This window comes from Streptomyces sp. NBC_00236, assembly GCF_036195045.1.
Lineage (GTDB): Bacteria > Actinomycetota > Actinomycetes > Streptomycetales > Streptomycetaceae > Streptomyces.
On the sequence record NZ_CP108100.1, the window covers coordinates 6,153,771 to 6,172,199 of the forward strand.

Genomic DNA, 18,429 nt, shown 5'->3' on the forward strand with positions numbered 1-18,429 from the left:
GAGGTCTTTCCGACTGATGGAAGCGGTCGGAGGGATGCGTGATGAGCGGAACAGCCCAGCAGCACGGCGGCGTCGACGCGGACGGCTTGTACGGCAGGATCGACGAACTGGCCGCGGGCGTCGAGCAGGACGTGATCGGCTGGCGCCATCACCTGCACCAGCACCCGGAGCTGTCCAACCGGGAGGAGAACACCGCCCGGTTCATCATCGACCGCCTCGGGGCCCTGGGACTGGACGAGGTGCGGACCGGGATCGCCGGGCACGGGGTGGTGGGGGTCCTCAGGGGCGGTCTCCCAGGTGACCGGGTGATCGCGCTGCGGGCGGACTTCGACGCCCTCCCGGTCAAGGAGACCTCGGGGGTCGACTTCGCCTCCACCGTGGTGGACGAGGACTACCCGGGCGGGCCGTTCCCCGTTGCGCACGCGTGCGGCCACGACTGCCACACCGCGATGCTGCTGGGCGCCGCCTCCGTCCTGGCGCAGCTGCGCGACCGGCTCGCGGGAACGGTCCTGCTGGTGTTCCAGCCCGCCGAGGAGGGGCCGCCGGTCGGCTCCGACGGCACGGTGGAGAAGGGCGGCGCCCAGCAGATGGACGACGAGGGGGCCTTGGCGGACCCCCGGCCGACCATGGTCTACGGCATGCACGTGGCGCCGCTGCCGACAAACTGCGTCGGCTACCGGACGGGCAATCCGTTCGGCGCCTCCTGTGTGATCAAGATCGTGGTCTCGGGCAAGCAGGTCCACGGTTCGACCCCCTGGGAGGGGGTGGACCCGATGCCGCCCGCGGCGGAGATCATCACCGCGACCGGGCAGCTGTACCGGCAGATCAGCGCCTTCGATCCGATCACCGTCAGCATCGGACACGTCCAGGACGTCGGCCGGTTCAACATCATCGGGGAGCGGGTGACCCTGCTCGGCACGATCCGCTGTGCGGCCGAGTCCGACATGGAACGGGTGCAGGGGCTTGTGCGGCGCACCGCCGAGCACCTGGCCCAGGCGTACGGCTGTACCGCGACGGCGGAGTTCCTCCAGGACGTGCCCGCTGTCCACAACGACCCCGCCTGGGTCGAGGCGGCGCTGCCGACGATCGAGCGGGTGGCGGGTCCGGACATGACCATGAAAACCCCGGCCACGCTGGGCTACGACGACGTATCGGTGTTCGTGAACAAGTACGGCGGCCTGTACGTGGTGCTGGGCTGCCAGGACCTGGAGTTCGTCGACGGGCAGCCCCGGCCGGTGCCGGGCGGGCGCGGGGCGGTGTTCAACCACAACCCGGCGTTCTACGCGGATGACTCGGTCCTGGTCACGGGGGTCCGGCTCCACGCGAACATCGCGGTCGATCACCTGTCCGGGAAGATCTCCGGCTGAGGCGGTGGCCTGTCCCCGGCGGGATCTCCGGCTGAGAGCCCCGGCCCGGTCACCGGCACCACCCGCCGGGCCGGCAACTCCGCCCGGAGCGCGGCGCATTCAGGTCGGGAACTGACCTATACGGCTTCTAACGTGTTCCTTGACGGCGAAACGGGAACGGCGACAGAAGGCAGTGATCATGACCACCAGCGCGACGAAAACCCCCGACACGGCCCCGGCCCCGGCCCTCAGCGCCGAGCGCTCCGACCTGCTGGAGATGCTGGACAAGCACCGGCACTTCCTCCGCTTCACGACCCGGGACCTCACCGACGAGCAGGCCGGACTGCGCACCACGGTGAGCGAGCTGTGTCTGGGCGGGCTCATCAAGCACGTCACCGCAGGCGAGCGGAGTTGGGCGAACTTCATCGTGGACGGCCCGTCGGCCATGCCGGACTTCACCGCGATGACCGAGGCCGACTGGGCGAGCCGGGCCGACGATTTCCGCATGCTGCCCGGCGAGACGCTGGCCGGCGTGCTGGCCGACTACGCGGAGGCGGCCCGCCGTACCGACGACCTGATCGCCAACCTCCCTGACCTGAACGCCACCCAGCCGCTGCCCAAGGCCCCGTGGTTCGAGGGCGACGCGCACTGGTCGGCCCGCCGGGTGCTGATGCACATCATGACCGAGACCGCTCAGCACGCCGGCCACGCCGACATCATCCGGGAGGCGATCGACGGCGCCAAGAGCATGGGCTGAACGCCGGCCCCAGGTCATGTCGGGCGGGAACACCCCAGAAGACGACCACGGCACGACGCCGTGGTCGTCGGACAGCTGCCCCGTGGGGCCGTCGTGGGGCAGAGCCGCGGTCCGGATGGTGATCGCGGCGCCCTGTTCAGGGGGTTGCGCACCGCTGAACGCCTTGGCGCCGGTGGCCACATAGCCGGGAACGCGCTGTTGGTCAGGATGGTGGTGCCGCTCAGTTCACGGGAGTACTGAAGAGTGACGGCGTTTGAGAACGGCCGGGACGGCTCCTCTCGCCGCTTGCCCGGCCCTTGACCACCGGCATGTAGGTTCCGGCCATGACTGAGGAATGGCGGACGGACCGGATTGGGGCTGCTCTGAGGGGTGAGAACCCCACCGTCCTGCGTCGGTTGACGTCAGGGTTTGCGGTGATCGGGGACGTTCAGTTTCTGCCGGGGTATTCGGTTCTTCTCGTGGACCAACCGGATGTACAGCGGCTGTCCGACCTGCCGAAGGCGAAGCGGTTGTCGTTCCTGACCGACATGGAGCAGCTCGGTGAAGCGGTTGAGCAGGCCTGCCGACGGCTGGATCCTGCATTCCGACGGGTGAACCTGGAGATCCTGGGTAACACGGACCCGTTCCTGCATGCGCATGTGTGGCCGCGGTTCGAGTGGGAGCCGGCCCATGCGGTGAGGTCTCCGGTGTGGCTGTATCCGCGTGATCGTTGGAGTGACGAGCAGTTCAGACTCGGTCCGCAGCATGACGTGCTGAGGGAAGCGATCGCCGGCGAACTCGACCGCCTGTCCGATGTGCCCCCGTGGGCGCCCGAGCGCTGAGCGTGGTTCTGCTTCAGCAGCTTTCCCCCGGTGCAGTAGCTTTCCGCAGCAACGTGGGTGCACCCATGCGAACGACCAGCTGCCGCAGCGCAGGACACCCGGAGGATCCGGCCATGCCCCGAGAGGCTCCGTACCTCGCGGTGGCCGACGTGCGCGATGGGCGACCACGGTCTCCAGGCAGGTGTGGCAGGGCCGGGTCGTCCGGCTCGCGACACTGGTCACCTGTCCGCTGACCGTCCTCATGCCCCTGGCGCGACCGGGTTGGAGCGTCGGTATGACGTTGAGCGCCCTGCCCCACGTCCTGTCACCGCTTCGGACGAGCGCACGCTGCCCGAGCGAAGTCTGCAGGCGAGTTGAGAGCGATGTGCGTGCGGCGGATGCGGCCGGGGCGGCCTCGTGGCGACAGGAGCGCCCACATCACTCTCGACTCGGGATTCGTGAAGGGGCGAGCAGGGCGCAGCGGCCGTGACGGGCGGGAACGCCGAGCGCCCGCCGTCCTCCCCGGGAGGGGCGGAAGGCGGGCGCGCTCGGTGCGGGTGTCCCCGGGGGATCAGGCCTGCGGAGCGGCGGCCTTGATCGCGGAGATGTCGAAGTTCAGCTTGACCTTGTCGCTGACCATGACGCCACCGGTCTCCAGCGCGGCGTTCCACGTGAGGCCCCAGTCGGAGCGCAGGATGTCCGCGCTGCCCTCGAAGCCGACGCGCTCGTTGCCGTAGACGTCCGTCGCGGAGCCGTTGAACTCCAGGTCGATGGCGAGCGGGCGGGTGACGTCCTTGATGGTGAGGTCGCCGGTGACGCGGTACTTGTCGCCGCCCAGCTGCTCGGCAGCGGTCGAGCGGAACGTCATGAGGGGGAACTTCTCGGCGTCGAAGAAGTCGCCGCTGACCAGGTGGCCGTCGCGGTCGGCGATGCCGGTGTCCACGCTGGCGATCTTGACGTCGATCGAGGCGGTGGAGTTGGCCGGGTCACTGCCGTCCAGCTTCAGACTGCCCTCGTGCTCGCCGAAGGAGCCGCGCACGTTGGTGACCATCGCGTGACGGACGGTGAAGCCGATGCTGCTGTGGGCCGGGTCGATCGCGTAGTCGCCGGTGAGGGCGGCCAGGGCCGGGTCGACGGCGGTGGTGGCGGCGGGGGCGTCGTTGTTCTTGCGGTTGAACAGAGCCATGGCTCCTCCTCGGGGACGTGATCGAGCGGGGCTCGAAGTGGTTGTTTAACCTTCAACGAGATTCACTGTAGACCTATCTTGTTCAAAGTTCAACATCTACGGCGCCGACTGTTACGTGAGGAGGTGCGGCGAGGGGTTCGGGGCGGGCGCGATTTCACGTGAACGTCACCGCAGGCCCTCTGGCGGACGCGCGTAGAACTCGGGCAGTATCCTCCCTGTCTCATTGTCATGCACAGGAGGAGTTCCTCATGGTGTCCCGTATGACGCTGCGCCCCGTCCTGACCGCCCTCGCCCTCGTGCTCGGCGTCCTCTTCGCCCCCGGAATCGGTGTCGTCGCCGGTACGACGGACGCCTACGCCGTCACCAAGCTCACCCACAGCCAGGCGACCGCCCGGTTCAGCTCGTCCGGCATCACGTGGTCGTCCTCCGGCGGCTGCTCCAACCGCAACGTCTCCACCTGCACCTCGTTCGACCAGCTCAACCTGGCGACCGCCCAGGGCGCTCAGACCCTCAAGAGCGCCACGGGATGCGCGCTCAACATCACCGGCGGCACCGAGACCGGGCACGCCAGTGGCACGTACTCGCACTGGAACGGCTACAAGCTCGACTTCGGCAAGACCACCTGTCTCACCAACTACGTGCACGGCGTGTTCAGTTACATAGGCGTGCGCGGTGACGGCGCGCCCCAGTACAAGTCCGGCTCCGGCAACATCTACGCGGACGAGGGCAACCACTGGGACGTCACGTACTACAACTGCGGCGGCTGCTGACCCGCGCCACCTGCCCGGAGCCCCGCGGGCCCGGCCGCCGGGCTACCGGGACCCGCGGCCGGGGGCCGACGGGGTGCGTTGCCGCAGGCGCTCGCCCTGCGGCCCGAACATGACCAGGTACTCGACCGGCCCGCCGGGTCCGGCGTTCGCGACCCCGTGGGCGGTACGGGTGTCGAACTCGGCGACGTCCCCGGCGGCCAGGATCAGGTCCTGCTCGCCGAGTGCCAGCCAGAGCCGCCCGTACAGGACGCACAGCCACTCGTAGCCGTCGTGGGTGATCTGCCGCGGCCGCCCGGGCGGCTCCTCGACGGGCGGCAGGACGTGCTTGTGCGCGTGCAGGCCCCCTACGTACGGGGTCAGCGGCAGCACCGCCTTGTCGTCGCCGAAGCGCTGCGAGGTGGAGATGCGGGGCCCGGACTCCGGGGCGTTGCCGGCCAGTTCGTCCAGCGGGACGCCGTACTCCTTCGCCAGCCGCAGAAGCACCTCCAGCGTCGGCCTGCGCCGGCCCGTCTCGACGCGCGACAGCGTGCTGAGGGAGATGCCGGTCGCGCGGCTGACGCCGGTGAGCGTGGCGCCGCGGTGTTCGCGCGCGGCCCGCAGCCGGGGGCCCATGGCCGCTGTCGCGGCGGCTGTCCCGTCGTCCGTCGACCCGCCGTCCGTCATACCCGCCCCGCTCCTTCCGGTCGCGCCACGTCCACCGCTCCCTGCTGCAAGTTTGCCAGCCTGGCAAGGCTTCTCGCATCCGGTGGCCGCGGCGTCGCATGATCGACGGGTAGCCGCGTCCGCCCGTGAACCGAGGAGAACCCCATGCAGCCCGAGCTGTCCGCAGGCCTTCGCCACCGCACCGTCGAAGCGCCGGCCGGGCGCCTCCACCTGGTCGAGCAGGGGACCGGCCCGCTGGTCCTCCTCGTCCACGGCTTCCCCGAGTCCTGGTACTCCTGGCGGCGCCAGCTCCCGGCGCTCGCCGCAGCCGGGTACCGGGCGGTGGCGCTCGATGTGCGTGGCTACGGCCGCTCCTCCAGGCCGGCCGCGGCCGACGCCTACCGGATGCTCGACCTGGTGGAGGACAACGTCGCCGTCGTGCGCGCCCTCGGGGAGGAGAGCGCCGTGGTCGTCGGCCACGACTGGGGCTCCAACATCGCGGCCACCTCCGCCCTGCTCCACCCGGAGGTCTTCCGCGCCGTCGCCCTGCTGAGCGTCCCCTACGCGCCGCCCGGCGGCCCCCGCCCCACCGATGTCTTCGGTCGCATCGGCGGCCCCGGGCAGGAGTTCTACGTCTCCTACTTCCAGGAGCCCGGGCGCGCGGAGGCGGAGATGGAACCCGACGTCCGCGGCTGGCTCGCGGGCTTCTACGCGGCCCTGTCCGCCGACACCATGCCCGCTGCGGGCGAGCCCGATCCGCACTTCGTGGCCCGCGAAGGCGGCCGTCTTCGCGACCGCTTCCCGGCCGGCGTGCTGCCCGCATGGCTGACCGAGGACGATCTCGACGTCTACGCAGGGGAGTTCGAGCGCACCGGGATGACCGGGGCCCTCAACCGCTACCGCAACATGGACCGCGACTGGGAGGACCTCGCCCGGTACGAGGGGGCCCCGATCAGGCAGCCGTCCCTCTTCATCGGTGGTGCGGCGGATGCCTCCACGACGTGGATGGCCGATGCCATCGACGCCTTTCCCGCGACCCTCCCGGCCCTGACCGCCTCCCACCTGCTGGACGGCTGCGGCCATTGGATCCAGCAGGAGCGCCCCGACGAGGTCAACCGTCTGCTGACCGGCTGGCTCGGGCAGCTCGCGTGACCGGCCGGGCCGGGACGGGGGAGCGCCGTGTCCAGGCCTGTGGCCCCCGTCCGCCGGGACGGGGGCCACGGACATGGGGGAGGGCTCAGGACCCCACGGTCACCGTGAAGCGCCTCGGGTTGCCGTCGTTGGCGGCGCCCGAGACGTCGGGCTCGCCGTCGGGGCGCACGTCGTCGTACGGGAAGGCGTAGCCGATCGGGCTGTTGGCGTGGACGATGCGCGACCAGTGGTTGGTCACCGCGCCCTGGTAGTAGTCGGCCACCGTGGTCCCGTTGGGCTGGTCGGGGTGGCTGAGCATGATCGAGCGGTTGAAGCCCGCCGCCAGCCGGGCCAGCAGGCCCTTCTTGTCGTCGGAGTCCGCCGGGTTGTTGGTGAACGGCCCGTGGTTGCAGGTGAAGATGTCCTTGGACACGGGCTTGGTGAAGGTGTGGCCGCCGTTGAAGGTCAGGGTGTCGCCGCTGACCCGCCCGGTGAAGACACCGCGTCCGCCCTGGAGGCCGATCCGCAGATCGGTCGAGCGGTACTTCTCCCAGACCTCGTCGATCTGCGCGGTGAACAGGTCGCGGAACGGCATCTGGTCCGGCCGGTCGAAGAACGGGGCCATCAGGTTCTGCGGCGAGATGACCCGCAGCACGCTGCCGTCCGAGCCGCGCGTCACCAGCTGGTCCCACGGCTGACCGTCTGCGGCGGCCTGCGCGGTGAGGCCGTCGGCGATCTTCTGTACGGCACCGTCGGGAAGCGGGGCCACCGTGTGGGTGGCGTCGCCCTCCAGCGTCAGGCCGATGGGCAGCGCCGTCACCAGGTCGACGTAGCTGATGTTCGCGTACAGCTGCTGCGGGTTGAACGTGAACTCGCAGAACGACCAGGTGCGCCCGTAGTTCGCGTCCGTGGACGTGGCGAAGGCCGGCTCGACCAGGGCGGGGCCCGGGTTGAGGTAGAAGTCCAGGGTGTCGTCGCGGACGAAGTAGACCCGGGCGCCGTACATCTGCGGAAGCGTCAGGACGACCGGGGCACCGCCCGCCGCGTTCAGCGGGATGGCGCAGTCGACCGGGAGCGGGGTCTGCGGCGCGGCGGGGGAGTCGGGGCGGTAGACGCTGCCGTCGGGCCGCAGCAGCACCCAGCGGTCGGTGCCCTGCTCGTGACCGGTGACGTAGGCGTTCACCCGGCCGGGCAGCGAGCGGTTCTCCAGGGCCAGTTCGCAGGTCGCGGCGGACGCGGACGCGTCCGGGCTCAGCGCGCTGCCCCAGAGGGGGTAGGTGAGCGCGGTGGCGGAGGCGGCGACGCCGCCGGAGAGGAACATTCTGCGCGAAATCATGGGGCGACTCCGGGTGTGTGGGGGGCCGCGGACGGGGTGGTCGTGCGGGGGAGGTGGAACGGAGGCGTCCGCGGTGCGCACCACTCTCGCGACGGCCGGGACAGGCGTCAAGACTTGCGACTGAGAGCGCTCTCAAAAGAAAGAAGTCTTCACAACTCGACGCAGGTGGCCGGTATTTGGCGGGGCGGCAGTGATCCAGTCACGTTGTGGTGATCAGGAACTGAACACGAAGGGCGCGACGACCTGCGGACATGGACTTGGACTTACGCGGCGCGGTTGTTGGACTGGAGAGGCCCTCGGGGCCGTACGTCGTTGACGGTGTCACGACACGGCGACTACGCAGAGCACATGTCGCCAAGATTTACTTCGGTGGGCGCCGCAGCCGCCGCCTCAGCAGCCGTCCTGGCTCTGGTGGGGACCGCCCTGCCCGCCTCAGCCGCCGCCCCCGCCTCCGCCGCGGCCGAATCCGCCGCGTCGGCGGACGCAAGCGTCATCGGATCGGCGCAGCTCGCCGTCGCCGTCGCCGACGACTTCCCGCGCGTCCTCACGTACACCGACCGGGCCACCGGCGCTCAGCTGTCCGGCAGCACCCGCCCGGTCGGCGCCGTCACACTCAACGGCACCGCCCATCCGGTGCAGCTCAAGGGCGCCCCCGTGATCACCGCGTCGGCCGCCCGCTACACGCTCGTCTTCGCCGGTCTGCCCGGCGTGGAGATCGACGCCTCGCTCTCCGTCTCCGGACGCGCCACCACCTTCAAGGTGACCGCCGTCCGCGACACCGAGGCGTTCCGGGTCGGCACGATCGACATCCCCGGCCACGACCTCGTCTCCGTCGCGAGCACCGACACCGGAGCAGCGACTGCCTTCACCAAGCTCGACCCCGACTCGACGAGGACCGCCGACGTCTTCGCGAAGGTCACCGAGGCCACCAAGGCCGACGCGGCACCCGTGGGTGGCACCTACGCGCTTCTGAACACCGGTTCGCTCGCGGCCGCCGTCGAGTCCAACTCTTCGTACGACAAGCCGTCCGGCGCCACCGGCGGCGACGACGCCCGCTTCTGGCACCAGGCCCGCAAGGCCGACGACGGTTCCACCCGGGTCGGCGTCTGGTCCGGGCAGTGGACCTACCGCGGCGACGGTGCGCCGGAGCCGGAGAGCGGGGAGAACCTGCCCTGGGCGAAGGTCGTCGTCACGCCCGACGCCAACGGCGACAAGACCGTCGACTGGCAGGACGGCGCCGTCGCCTTCCGTTCCATCGGCGTGGTCGCGCCAGGTGGCAAGGACACCGCGGACCGGGTCATCACCCACATCCCGTTCAACTTCGCCAGCCAGGCCACCCACCCCTTCCTGCGCACGCTCGACGACGTCAAGCGGATCTCCCTCGCCACGGACGGCCTCGGCCAGCTCGCGCTGCTCAAGGGCTACGGCGCCGAGGGTCACGACTCGGCCCACCCCGACTACGGCGGCAACTACAACGAGCGCGCCGGCGGGCTGAAGGACCTCAACGAACTTCTGAAGGACGGCAAGAAGTGGGGCGCCACCTTCGGCGTCCACGTCAATGCCACCGAGTCCTACCCGGAGGCGAAGGCCTTCGACGAGGACCTCGTCGACAAGACGAAGCCGGGCTGGAACTGGCTCAACCAGAGCTACTACATCGACCAGCGCCGCGACATCAACAGCGGTGACCTGGCCAAGCGCTTCCAGCAGCTGCGCGACGAGACGAACAGCAACCTCAGCATGCTGTACATCGACGTCTACTACACGCACGGCTGGATCGCCGACAAGACCCTCCAGTACCTCAGGAAGCAGGGCTGGAACGTCTCCAGCGAATGGGCCGACAAATTCGAGCGCGCCTCGCTCTGGTCGCACTGGGCCAATGACCTCAACTACGGCGGCGCGACCAACAAGGGTCTCAACTCGCAGATCATCCGGTTCATCCGCAACGGCGAGAAGGACGTCTGGAACAACGACCCGGTGCTCGGCCAGAGCGCCATCGACGAGTTCGAGGGCTGGACGGGCGAGACCGACTGGAATGCCTTCTACGACAACATCTGGCAGCGCAACCTGCCCGCCAAGTACCTCCAGCAGCAGAAGATCACCCGCTGGGACGGCAACGACATCACCTTCACCGGCGGGGTGAGCGGCACGGTCGAGGACGGGAAGCGGACCTTCTACGACCACGGCCGCAAGGTGCTCAGCGGCACCGACTACCTGCTCCCGTGGGACGGCGGCAAGAAGCTGTACCACTACAGCAAGTCCGGCGGTACGAGCACCTGGACCGTTCCCTCCACGGGCGCCTACACGGTCTACGAGCTCACCGACAACGGCCGGGTCAAGACCGGCACCGTCCGTCCCGTCGACGGGAAGATCACGCTGACGGCCGAGGCCGGACAGCCGTACGTCCTCTACCCGGACAAGGCGCCGAAGGCCGCCGACGCGAAGTGGGGCGAGGGCACCCTCGTCGACGACCCCGGCTTCAACGACAGCCAGCTGTCCGCCTGGTCGAAGACCGGCACCGCCGCCCGCGACACGGACGACCGGGGCCGCAACAGCGCGAAGCTCTCCGGCACCGGCCCGGCCGCGCTCACCCAGACCATCGGCGGACTGAAGCCCGGCACCCGCTACACCGCCTCCGCCCTCATCGAGGTCCAGCCCGGGAAGACCCGGCACACCACCCTGTCGGCCGGCGGGAAGTCCGTCGCCGTGGACCGCTCCACCGCGAAGGACTACGTCGCCGCCTCCGACTGGCACGGCACGTACTTCCAGCGCGCGAAGGTGAACTTCACCGCCCCGGCCAACGGGCGCACCACCCTGCGCATCGAGGCCGCCGGCGGCAGCGCCGCGACCGTCCGCGCCGACGACGTACGCATCGTCGCGAACGCGCCCGCCACCAAGGCGAACACCGTCGTCCACGAGGACTTCGAGGACGTCGACCAGGGCTGGGGTCCCTTCCTCAAGGGTGACGCGGGCGGCTCCACCGACCCCCGCACCAGCATCTCCCAGCTGCACGCCCCGTACACCCAGGCCGGCTGGAACGGGAAGCTCATCGACGACGTGCTCGGCGGCAAGGAGTCCCTCAAGGCCCATGAGGAGAACACCGGACTCGTCTACCGGACCGCGCCCTGGACCGTCCCGATGACGGACGGCCGCCGCTACAAGGTCGAGTACGACTACCAGTCCAGCCACGCCGGTGCCTACGAATGGGTCGACGGCTACGACCGGATCACCGCGGACGGCGCACCCGACTCGGTCGAGACCCGGACCACGGCGATCGGCGCCCAGCACACCACCGCTCACTTCACCGAGACCGTCACGGCGGGATGCGGCGACACCTGGACCGGGCTGCGCAAGCGCGGCGACGCCCCCGAGGGCGCCGACTTCGTCCTCGACTCCTTCACCGTGACCGACCTCGGCGCGGCCCCCGCCGGAGAGCAGGCCGCCTGCGGCACGCTCAGCCTCGACCCGGCCGCCGAGACCCTGGAGCCGGGCACGGCCAACACCGTGAAGGCGAGCTTCACCAACTACGAGGCCACCGCGGCCACCGGTGTCTCCGTCGGCCTCACCCTCCCCGAGGGCTGGAAGGCCGAGCCCGCCGGAGCCGTCACCTTCGACTCCGTCGCGGCCGGTGCGAAGGCCACCGCGAGCTGGCAGGTCACCCCGCCGGTGGACGCCGAGTACCAGACGTACGCATTGAGTTCCGAGGCGGCGTACACGGTCGGCGGTGCGCGGCGGACGCTCGGCGCGCAGACGTCCGTACGGACCCTGCCGCCGCCGCCCACCACGGACAGCTGGGCCAGTGACCTCGACTGGACGGCCTCCGAGAACGGCTGGGGACCCGTCGAGCGCGACCTCTCCAACGGCGAGACCGGCGCGGGCGACGGCACCGCGCTGACCATCGGCGGCACGGTGTACGAGAAGGGGATCGGGAGCCACGCACCGGCGAAGGTCCGCTACTACCTGGGCGGCAAGTGCACCTCGTTCACCGCAGAGGTGGGCGTGGACGACGTGCAGAAGAGTGCGGGGAGCGTGCAGTTCTCGGTGACGGCCGACGGCACCGAGAAGGTGAAGTCGCCGGTCCTCAGGGCGGCCGACAGCGCCTGGTCGCTCACGGCGGATGTCACCGGCGCGAAGTACGTCGAGCTGATCGCCGGTGACGGCGGCGACGGCAACGGCAACGACCACGCCGACTGGGGCAGCGCCCGCTTCCACTGCGGCAGCTGAACGGCTCCATGAGGGGAAGGGGGCGGACCGCCATGGTCCGCCCCCTTCCCCGTCGTAGTAAGCGCGTGCTAGACCAACCACCGACCGGTCTAAACCACTTGCCCACCGGAGGTAGCCCCGTGTCACTCCTGCCCGCCTGGTCCCGCCGAACCTTCCTCGCCACCGGCAGCGCCACCGCACTCGGCCTGGCGCTCGCCCCGACGGCCCGCGCTGCGCAGGACGAGTTCGAGACGCTCCGGCTGCGCTGGAACGACCTCTCGCTCGGCACCGGCTACGACCCCGCCACCGAGCCCTACGCCTCCAAGCTGGCCGAGACCGGCGCGCTCGCCGCGGACTTCCGCTCGACGATGGCCCCGGTCGCCGACTCCCTCTGGGCCGGGCACACCTTCGACCCGCCGTCCGGCATCACCTGGAGCTACAGCCGGCTGTGGACGATGACCCAGGCGTACGCGCAGCAGGGCACCGGCCACACCGGCGACGAGGGCCTCCTCGCCGACGTCCTCCGCGGCCTCGACCACCTCTCCACGACGGTCTACAACCCGTCCACGGCCCGCTACGGGAACTGGTGGGAGTGGCAGATCGGCAGCCCCCGCCTGCTCATGGACATCGTCGCCGTCCTCCGCCCCCACCTCGGCGAGGAGCGCGTCGCGGCCGCCTGCGCCGCCGTCGACCACTTCATCCCCGACACCATGCTCACCGACTACAGCGGCACCTCGACCGGCGCCAACCGCGTCGACCTGTGCCGCTCCGTCGCCCTGCGCGGCATCCTCGGCCGGGACGCGACGAAGACCGCGCTCGCGCGCGACGCCCTGTCGCCCGTCTTCCCGTACGTGACGAAGGGCGACGGCCTCTACGCCGACGGCTCGTTCGTCCAGCACACCTGGGTCGCCTACTCGGGCACGTACGGCCAGGTCATGCTCGACGGTCTCGGCCGGCTCTTCGCCCTGCTGGCCGGATCCACCTGGGCGGTCACCGACCCCGGCCGGCAGATCATCCTCGACAGCGTCGAGCACGCCTACGCCCCGCTCATCCACGACGGTCTGATGATGGACAGCGTCAACGGCCGTGCCATCAGCCGCGGTCTCCTCAAGAGCGACGAACGCCGCATCATGCGCAGCGACCACTTCCACGGCCAGGGGCTGATCGCCGCCGTCGCGCTGCTCGCGGGCGGCGCCTCCGCCGCCGAACGCGACCGGTGGAACGGCATGGTGAAGGGCTGGATCGAACGGGACACCGTCAGCCCGGTCCTCGCCGCCCCGCAGTTCGGCGTCGCCGACCTGTCCCGGTTGCAGGCGGCGGCCGACGCCCCCGTGCCGGCCGCGCCCGAACCCGTCGGGCACACCCTGTTCGCCGCGATGGACCGGGCCGTCCACCGCCGCCCCGGCTGGGTCGCCAACCTCTCCATGTCATCGGAGCGGATCAGCGCGTACGAATGCGGCAACGGCGAGAACCCGCGCGGCTGGCACACCGGGGCCGGAATGCTCTACTGGTGGCAGGGACAGGACGGCGGCGGCCAGTACACCGACTGGTTCTGGCCCACCGTCGACTGGTACCGGCTGCCCGGCACCACCGTCTCCACCAAGCGCCTCGCCGACCGGGCCGGCGGCGAATGGGGCGAACCGCGCCCGGCCGTGCAGTGGGTCGGCGGCGCGCACGACGGCGAGTTCGCCGCGGTCGGACAGCATGTGAAGGGCCTCGGCTCCACCCTGGAGGCCCGCAAGTCCTGGTTCTGCGCGGCGGACGCGGTCATCTGCCTCGGCGCCGGCATCACCGCCGCCGACGGGGTCCCCGTCGAGACGGTCGTCGACAACCGCAACCTGGGCCCCGACGGCGGCCAGGCCCTCACGGTCGACGACCGCGCACGCCCACGCTGGGCCCATCTGGAGGGCCACGGCGGCTGGGTGCTGCCCGGCGGCGCCGCCCTGCGCACCCTGCGCGAGGCCAGGACCGGTGCCTGGTCCGACATCAACACCACCAGCTCCACCGAGCAGCAGACCCGCCACTGGCAGACCCTCTGGCTCGACCACGGAACCGACCCCGCCGACGCCACGTACCTCTACCTCCTGATGCCCGGCGCCTCCAGGCGCACCGTCGCCGCCCGCGCCGCCGACCGGCACTGGCTGACCGTGCTCGCCAACACGGCCGCCGTGCAGGGCGTCGCCGTGCGCTCCCTCGGGCTGACCGCCGCCAACTTCTGGCAGCCGGGAACCGCCGGACGGCTCTCCTCGACCGGGCCGGCCAGTGTCCTCGTACGCGAGGGCCGGAGCACCACGGCCGTCCGCGTCAGCGGGCCCGACCGGAGCGGCGCCCCGTTCGACGTGGTCTGGGACCGGCCGGTGCGCGAGGTCGTCTCGGCGGATCCGGGCATCGAGGTCCGCGCCACCGGCCGGCGGCTCGTGCTGGGCGTGGACCCGGGGACGGCGGGAGCCACCCTGCGGTGCGACGTCCGGTAACCCATTGGGGCCCGAGTGTGCGCGGAGTCTGGGAAGGGTGGCCGTTGCACGCGTACTCTCGGGCGGTATGGGGGAGTTGAGAGCGGACTGGCGGCTCCGGTTGCGCCGCGGTGGAGCGGACGGTCCGGTGTGCGGGGCCGGCGTGCTCCTCACCCAGGACCGGATGCTGACCTGCGCCCACGTCGTCGGTGAACCGGATGCCCGGATGTGGGTGGAGTTCGCCGAGAGCCCCGGCATTCCGCCGGTCGGCGCCCGGGTCGCCCCGGACGGCTGGCTGCCCGGACTCGACGGGGCCGACCGCGAGGACATCGCCGTGCTCGCCCTGGACAGCCCGCGCCCGCAGGCGGCGCCCGCACCGCTCGGCAGGCGGCTGGAGCGCGGCCGGGAGGTGTGGATCGGCGGCTACGCGCAGGCCTTCGACGACGGGATGTGGCTGAGCGGCCGGATCGGCGGACTGCACGGCGACTGGGTGCAGCTCGACGCCGGGACCGACGCGGAGGTCGTGCGCCCCGGGTTCAGCGGGGCCGCCGTCCAGACCCGGGGCGAGCGGCCGGGGACGGAGGAGGTCGTCGGCCTGGTCGTCAGCCGGCGAGGCGATCCGGATCTGGTGCCGCCCGTCGGGAACGACCTGGCGTTCTTGTACATGATCCCCGTCGACCGCGTCGCCGCGCTCGTGCCGCTGGTGGCCGAACTGAGCGGTCCGGACGGCTGGGACCGCGGGCTTGAGCGGCGGCTGCGGCACTGGTTCGCGGGCGGCGAGGAGCCCGCGGTGCGGTTCGGGGTCGTCGCACGCGGTACCGGCCGCGACCGCGCCCTCCAGCACCAGCTCCACCGGGCCCACCTCGTCTGCCGGGGCGGCGCCACCCGGCGCGAGCAACTCGCCGAGACCCTGGTCGCGCAACTGCGACCGCCCCGCCACCAGCGCAACGCCTACCGCGACTGGCTGTTGGAGGGCGGCAGGGCCCCGGACCGCTCGGACGGCGGCCGGCCCGCCGGATCGGGGCCCGTGCTCGCCGTGATCGGGCTGGACGAGGACCCCGACCCGGTCGCGCTCGTGTCACTCCTCGTACGCGTCAGGACGCTCGGATTCCGCCTGCTCGTCATCTTCCGCCGCTCCGACGGTGCCGGACTGGCCGAAGTGGCGGAGCAATTGCTGCTGCCCGCCCTGGAGGAGCGTGCCGAAGTGCTCGTGCGCCGGGTCGAGCACATCGAGCGGGAGTGGGCCGCGCTGCGGGGCATGGTGGAATCGGCCTCCCTGGTACCGCGCCCCGCGGTCGACGCGGCGACCCGCCGCCACCGGCTGCGGGAACTGGGGCTGCTGGCCGATCCGCAGGACCGGCTCACGGAACTGAAGCAGCTGTTACGGGAGTTACGTGACGACCTCGACCGGTCGCACGGACCCGGGCAGCCGGATCAACCCGCGCGGCCCGGTCTGCCCGGCCAACGGCCCGGACGCGGACCGGCGGAGCGCCGATGAGGATTCCGTGCCCGCACCGCCGCTTCACCGGTGCGCCCTGCGGCGGGGCGGTCCGGTCGACCGGCTACTGCGACACCTGCGGCCGCGAGGAGAGCGCCCCCGGACTGCCGCCGCTGCCCAGCGCCCCCGAGCGGCACGGCCCCGCCGGACTGCTCGAACTCCCGCTGCTGGACCCCGGCAGCCCCACCGAGCGTCTCGCCGCCGCCGAACAGCCGGTCCGCATCGTGATGACGTGCTCGGCCGAGGCCTGCCGTACCCCGCTCGTCCCGCCGCACACGGCGGCCCCGCCACCGGACGAGGGGTACTGCCCGCAGTGCGGCGCCCCGTACTCCTACCGTCCCGAGCTGACGAAGGACGGGCCACCGCTCCAGGACCAGTACCGCATCCGCGGCCCCATCGCGCACGGCGGCCAGGGCTGGGTCTATCTGGCGGAGGACACCCACCTGGAGGACTTCGTCGCGGTCAAGGGCCTCCTCAACCGGTACGCGGAACGCGGCGCCGCCCAGGCTGGTGAGGAGCGCCGCAGCCTGGTCGCCATCCGGCACGAACGCATCGTCCAGATCCGTGACTTCGTCAGCACCCGCAACGCGGACGGCACCGTGTCGGGCGGTTACATCGTGATGGAGGACGTCGGCGACCGGACCCTGACGGCCGTCGTCGAGTCGACCCGTCAGGGCGCCTTCGTCCTCGACATCGAGCACGTCATCACCTACGGCTGCCAGATCCTGGAGGCGCTCGCCCATCTGCACGGCATGGGCTTCCTGTACGGGGACATGAAACCGTCCAACGTCATCCACCACCTCGACGGGATCAAGGTCATCGACCTCGGCGGCGTCCGCAAGGCGGGGGCCGTCGACCCGCCGCCCGTCATCACCCCGTGGTTCGCCGCACCCGAGACGGACGGCACGGGCCCCCTCACCGTCGCCCACGACGTGCACACGGTCGGGGTCACCCTGGCCGAACTGGCGAGCTGGGCCGTCGGCGACGACGTGCCGGGGCTCGGCATCAGCTCGTTCCGGCTGGCCGTGGAACGGGCCACGGCCCACGACCCCGAGCGCAGGTTCGGCTCCGCCGAGGACATGGCGGGCCAGCTGCGCGGGGTGCTGCGCGAGATCCGGGCCCTGCGCGGCAAGCGCGACCAGCCCGAGCCCTCCGCGTACTTCACCCCGTCCACCGAACTTCTCGGTTCGCGCCTGGGCTCGGTACCCGACTACGCGCACTGGCTCCGCCGCCCGCTGTACGACCGCCGGGAGACACCCCGGGCGCCCGTGCTCGACTCCGGGCTGCCCACCCCGACCGAGATCGCCCGCAGGCTGCCCGTGCCCCGGCCCTATCCGCGGGACCCGCAGGCCGCCCGGTTCGGGGTCAGCAGCTACGACCCGGGACAGCCGCTGCCCCAGCCGGAACAGGGGGAGCGGTCGGTGGAGATCTGCCTGCACAACGCCCGGCTGCTGCTCGGCCAGGACGGCGACGAGGCGCTGGTCGCGGCCCGCGAGCAGGTCCAGGCCGCCGCCGCGATACCGGGCCCGGGGCCCGTCCGCCAGTGGCGGCTCAGCTGGCACTGGGGCCTCGTCGCGCTGCGCAGCGCCGATGTGCTGGACGACCGGCAGTCCATGCTCGAAGCGGCCCTGGAGCACTTCTCCGCCGTGCACCGGGCCCTGCCGGGCGAGTACGCGGCCAAGCTGGCGCTGGCATACAGCGCGGAACAGCTCGGCGAGGGCCGGCCGGCCGGGGCGGGTCCCTCGGCGTACGAACTCTTCCGGGCCGTGCACGCCCGCAACCCCTCGCACGTCGGCGCGGCCCTGGGCCTGGCCAGGATCGCTCTGGCGCGCGGCGACCGGGCCGCGGCGACCGAGGTCCTGGACCTGGTGCCGGACGAGTCGCGGGACCACGCCGTCGCCCGGATCGCCGCTCTCCGCATCAGGGCGGCCCGGCTCGCGACGGGGGACCGGCCGCTGCCCGGGGAGGCGGAGATCGACGCCTGCCTGGCCGCCCTCGCGCCGGAACCGGGCACGCCGTCCCCGGTGGTCACGGGCGACGAGGCGGCCTGGCTGCTGCGGACCGAGCTGTACGAGTGGAAGCTCGACGCCGTCCGCGCCGCGGGCCGGGCCCCGCGCCCCAGGGGCGGCCTGCTGCGGATCGGGCTGCCGCCCCCGGCCGTGCCCGGGGAGCGGGCGGTGCGGGAGGACCTGGAGCAGTGCTACCGCTGGCTGGCCCGGCAGCGGCAGGCACCGGCCGAGTACGAGCGGCTGATCGACCTTTCGCACGCGGTCCGGCCGCAGACCCGCTTCTGACCCCGTTTCCCGTGGA

The 18,429-nt window shown here is 71.7% G+C and carries 12 protein-coding genes; 9 read left to right on the top strand and 3 right to left on the bottom strand.

Annotated features, from left to right (window positions below; all coding sequences use genetic code 11):
• The first annotated feature begins 41 nt into the window (after nucleotides 1-41).
• From OG446_RS27625 to OG446_RS27635, 3 genes are all read left to right on the top strand, one after another.
• Nucleotides 42-1,367, top strand: coding sequence for a M20 metallopeptidase family protein (locus OG446_RS27625; protein ID WP_328896558.1), 1,326 nt, complete (start codon nucleotides 42-44; stop codon nucleotides 1,365-1,367).
• Between the two features lie 178 nt (nucleotides 1,368-1,545).
• Nucleotides 1,546-2,103 carry a DinB family protein gene (locus tag OG446_RS27630; protein WP_328896559.1) on the top strand — a complete coding sequence of 186 codons (558 nt, stop codon included), beginning with the start codon at nucleotides 1,546-1,548 and terminating at the stop codon, nucleotides 2,101-2,103.
• Nucleotides 2,104-2,426: 323 nt separating this feature from the next.
• Nucleotides 2,427-2,924 carry a diadenosine tetraphosphate hydrolase gene (locus OG446_RS27635; protein ID WP_328896560.1) on the top strand — a complete coding sequence of 166 codons (498 nt, stop codon included), beginning with the start codon at nucleotides 2,427-2,429 and terminating at the stop codon, nucleotides 2,922-2,924.
• Between the two features lie 550 nt (nucleotides 2,925-3,474).
• Here the strand turns inward: OG446_RS27635 and OG446_RS27640 are convergent.
• Nucleotides 3,475-4,089 carry a YceI family protein gene (locus OG446_RS27640; protein WP_328896561.1) on the bottom strand — a complete coding sequence of 205 codons (615 nt, stop codon included), beginning with the start codon at nucleotides 4,087-4,089 and terminating at the stop codon, nucleotides 3,475-3,477.
• 248 nt (nucleotides 4,090-4,337) lie between these two features.
• Here OG446_RS27640 and OG446_RS27645 point away from each other — a divergent pair, with 248 nt between their 5' ends.
• Entirely contained in the window at nucleotides 4,338-4,859 is a 522-nt protein-coding gene (locus OG446_RS27645; protein ID WP_328896562.1) for a hypothetical protein, read from the top strand.
• Between the two features lie 42 nt (nucleotides 4,860-4,901).
• On the opposite strand, the gene OG446_RS27650 is transcribed toward OG446_RS27645, so the two are convergent.
• On the bottom strand, nucleotides 4,902-5,522 hold the full coding sequence (locus tag OG446_RS27650; protein WP_328896563.1) for a helix-turn-helix domain-containing protein: 621 nt from the start codon (nucleotides 5,520-5,522) through the stop codon (nucleotides 4,902-4,904).
• 144 nt (nucleotides 5,523-5,666) lie between these two features.
• Here OG446_RS27650 and OG446_RS27655 point away from each other — a divergent pair, with 144 nt between their 5' ends.
• The gene (locus OG446_RS27655) at nucleotides 5,667-6,653 is read left to right on the top strand and encodes an alpha/beta hydrolase (protein ID WP_328896564.1); all 987 of its coding nucleotides are present in this window, start codon (nucleotides 5,667-5,669) and stop codon (nucleotides 6,651-6,653) included.
• Between the two features lie 85 nt (nucleotides 6,654-6,738).
• Here OG446_RS27655 and OG446_RS27660 read toward each other — a convergent pair whose 3' ends face one another.
• Nucleotides 6,739-7,968: a glycoside hydrolase family 64 protein gene (locus OG446_RS27660; RefSeq protein ID WP_328896565.1), complete on the bottom strand. Its 1,230-nt coding sequence runs from the start codon at nucleotides 7,966-7,968 to the stop codon at nucleotides 6,739-6,741.
• 348 nt (nucleotides 7,969-8,316) lie between these two features.
• Here OG446_RS27660 and OG446_RS27665 point away from each other — a divergent pair, with 348 nt between their 5' ends.
• The 4 genes from OG446_RS27665 to OG446_RS27680 all read left to right on the top strand — a co-directional run bounded on the left by OG446_RS27665 (nucleotide 8,317) and on the right by OG446_RS27680 (nucleotide 18,413).
• Nucleotides 8,317-12,189: an endo-alpha-N-acetylgalactosaminidase family protein gene (locus OG446_RS27665; protein ID WP_328896566.1), complete on the top strand. Its 3,873-nt coding sequence runs from the start codon at nucleotides 8,317-8,319 to the stop codon at nucleotides 12,187-12,189.
• Nucleotides 12,190-12,317: 128 nt separating this feature from the next.
• A complete protein-coding gene (locus OG446_RS27670) occupies nucleotides 12,318-14,642 on the top strand; it encodes a polysaccharide lyase 8 family protein (RefSeq protein WP_389258370.1) in 2,325 nt (774 codons plus the stop codon).
• Between the two features lie 67 nt (nucleotides 14,643-14,709).
• Nucleotides 14,710-16,119: a serine protease gene (locus tag OG446_RS27675; RefSeq protein WP_328896567.1), complete on the top strand. Its 1,410-nt coding sequence runs from the start codon at nucleotides 14,710-14,712 to the stop codon at nucleotides 16,117-16,119.
• A complete protein-coding gene (locus OG446_RS27680; RefSeq protein WP_328896568.1) occupies nucleotides 16,116-18,413 on the top strand; it encodes a tetratricopeptide repeat protein in 2,298 nt (765 codons plus the stop codon). Before OG446_RS27675 ends, OG446_RS27680 begins: the two co-directional genes overlap by 4 nt.
• The last annotated feature ends 16 nt before the right edge of the window (nucleotides 18,414-18,429 follow it).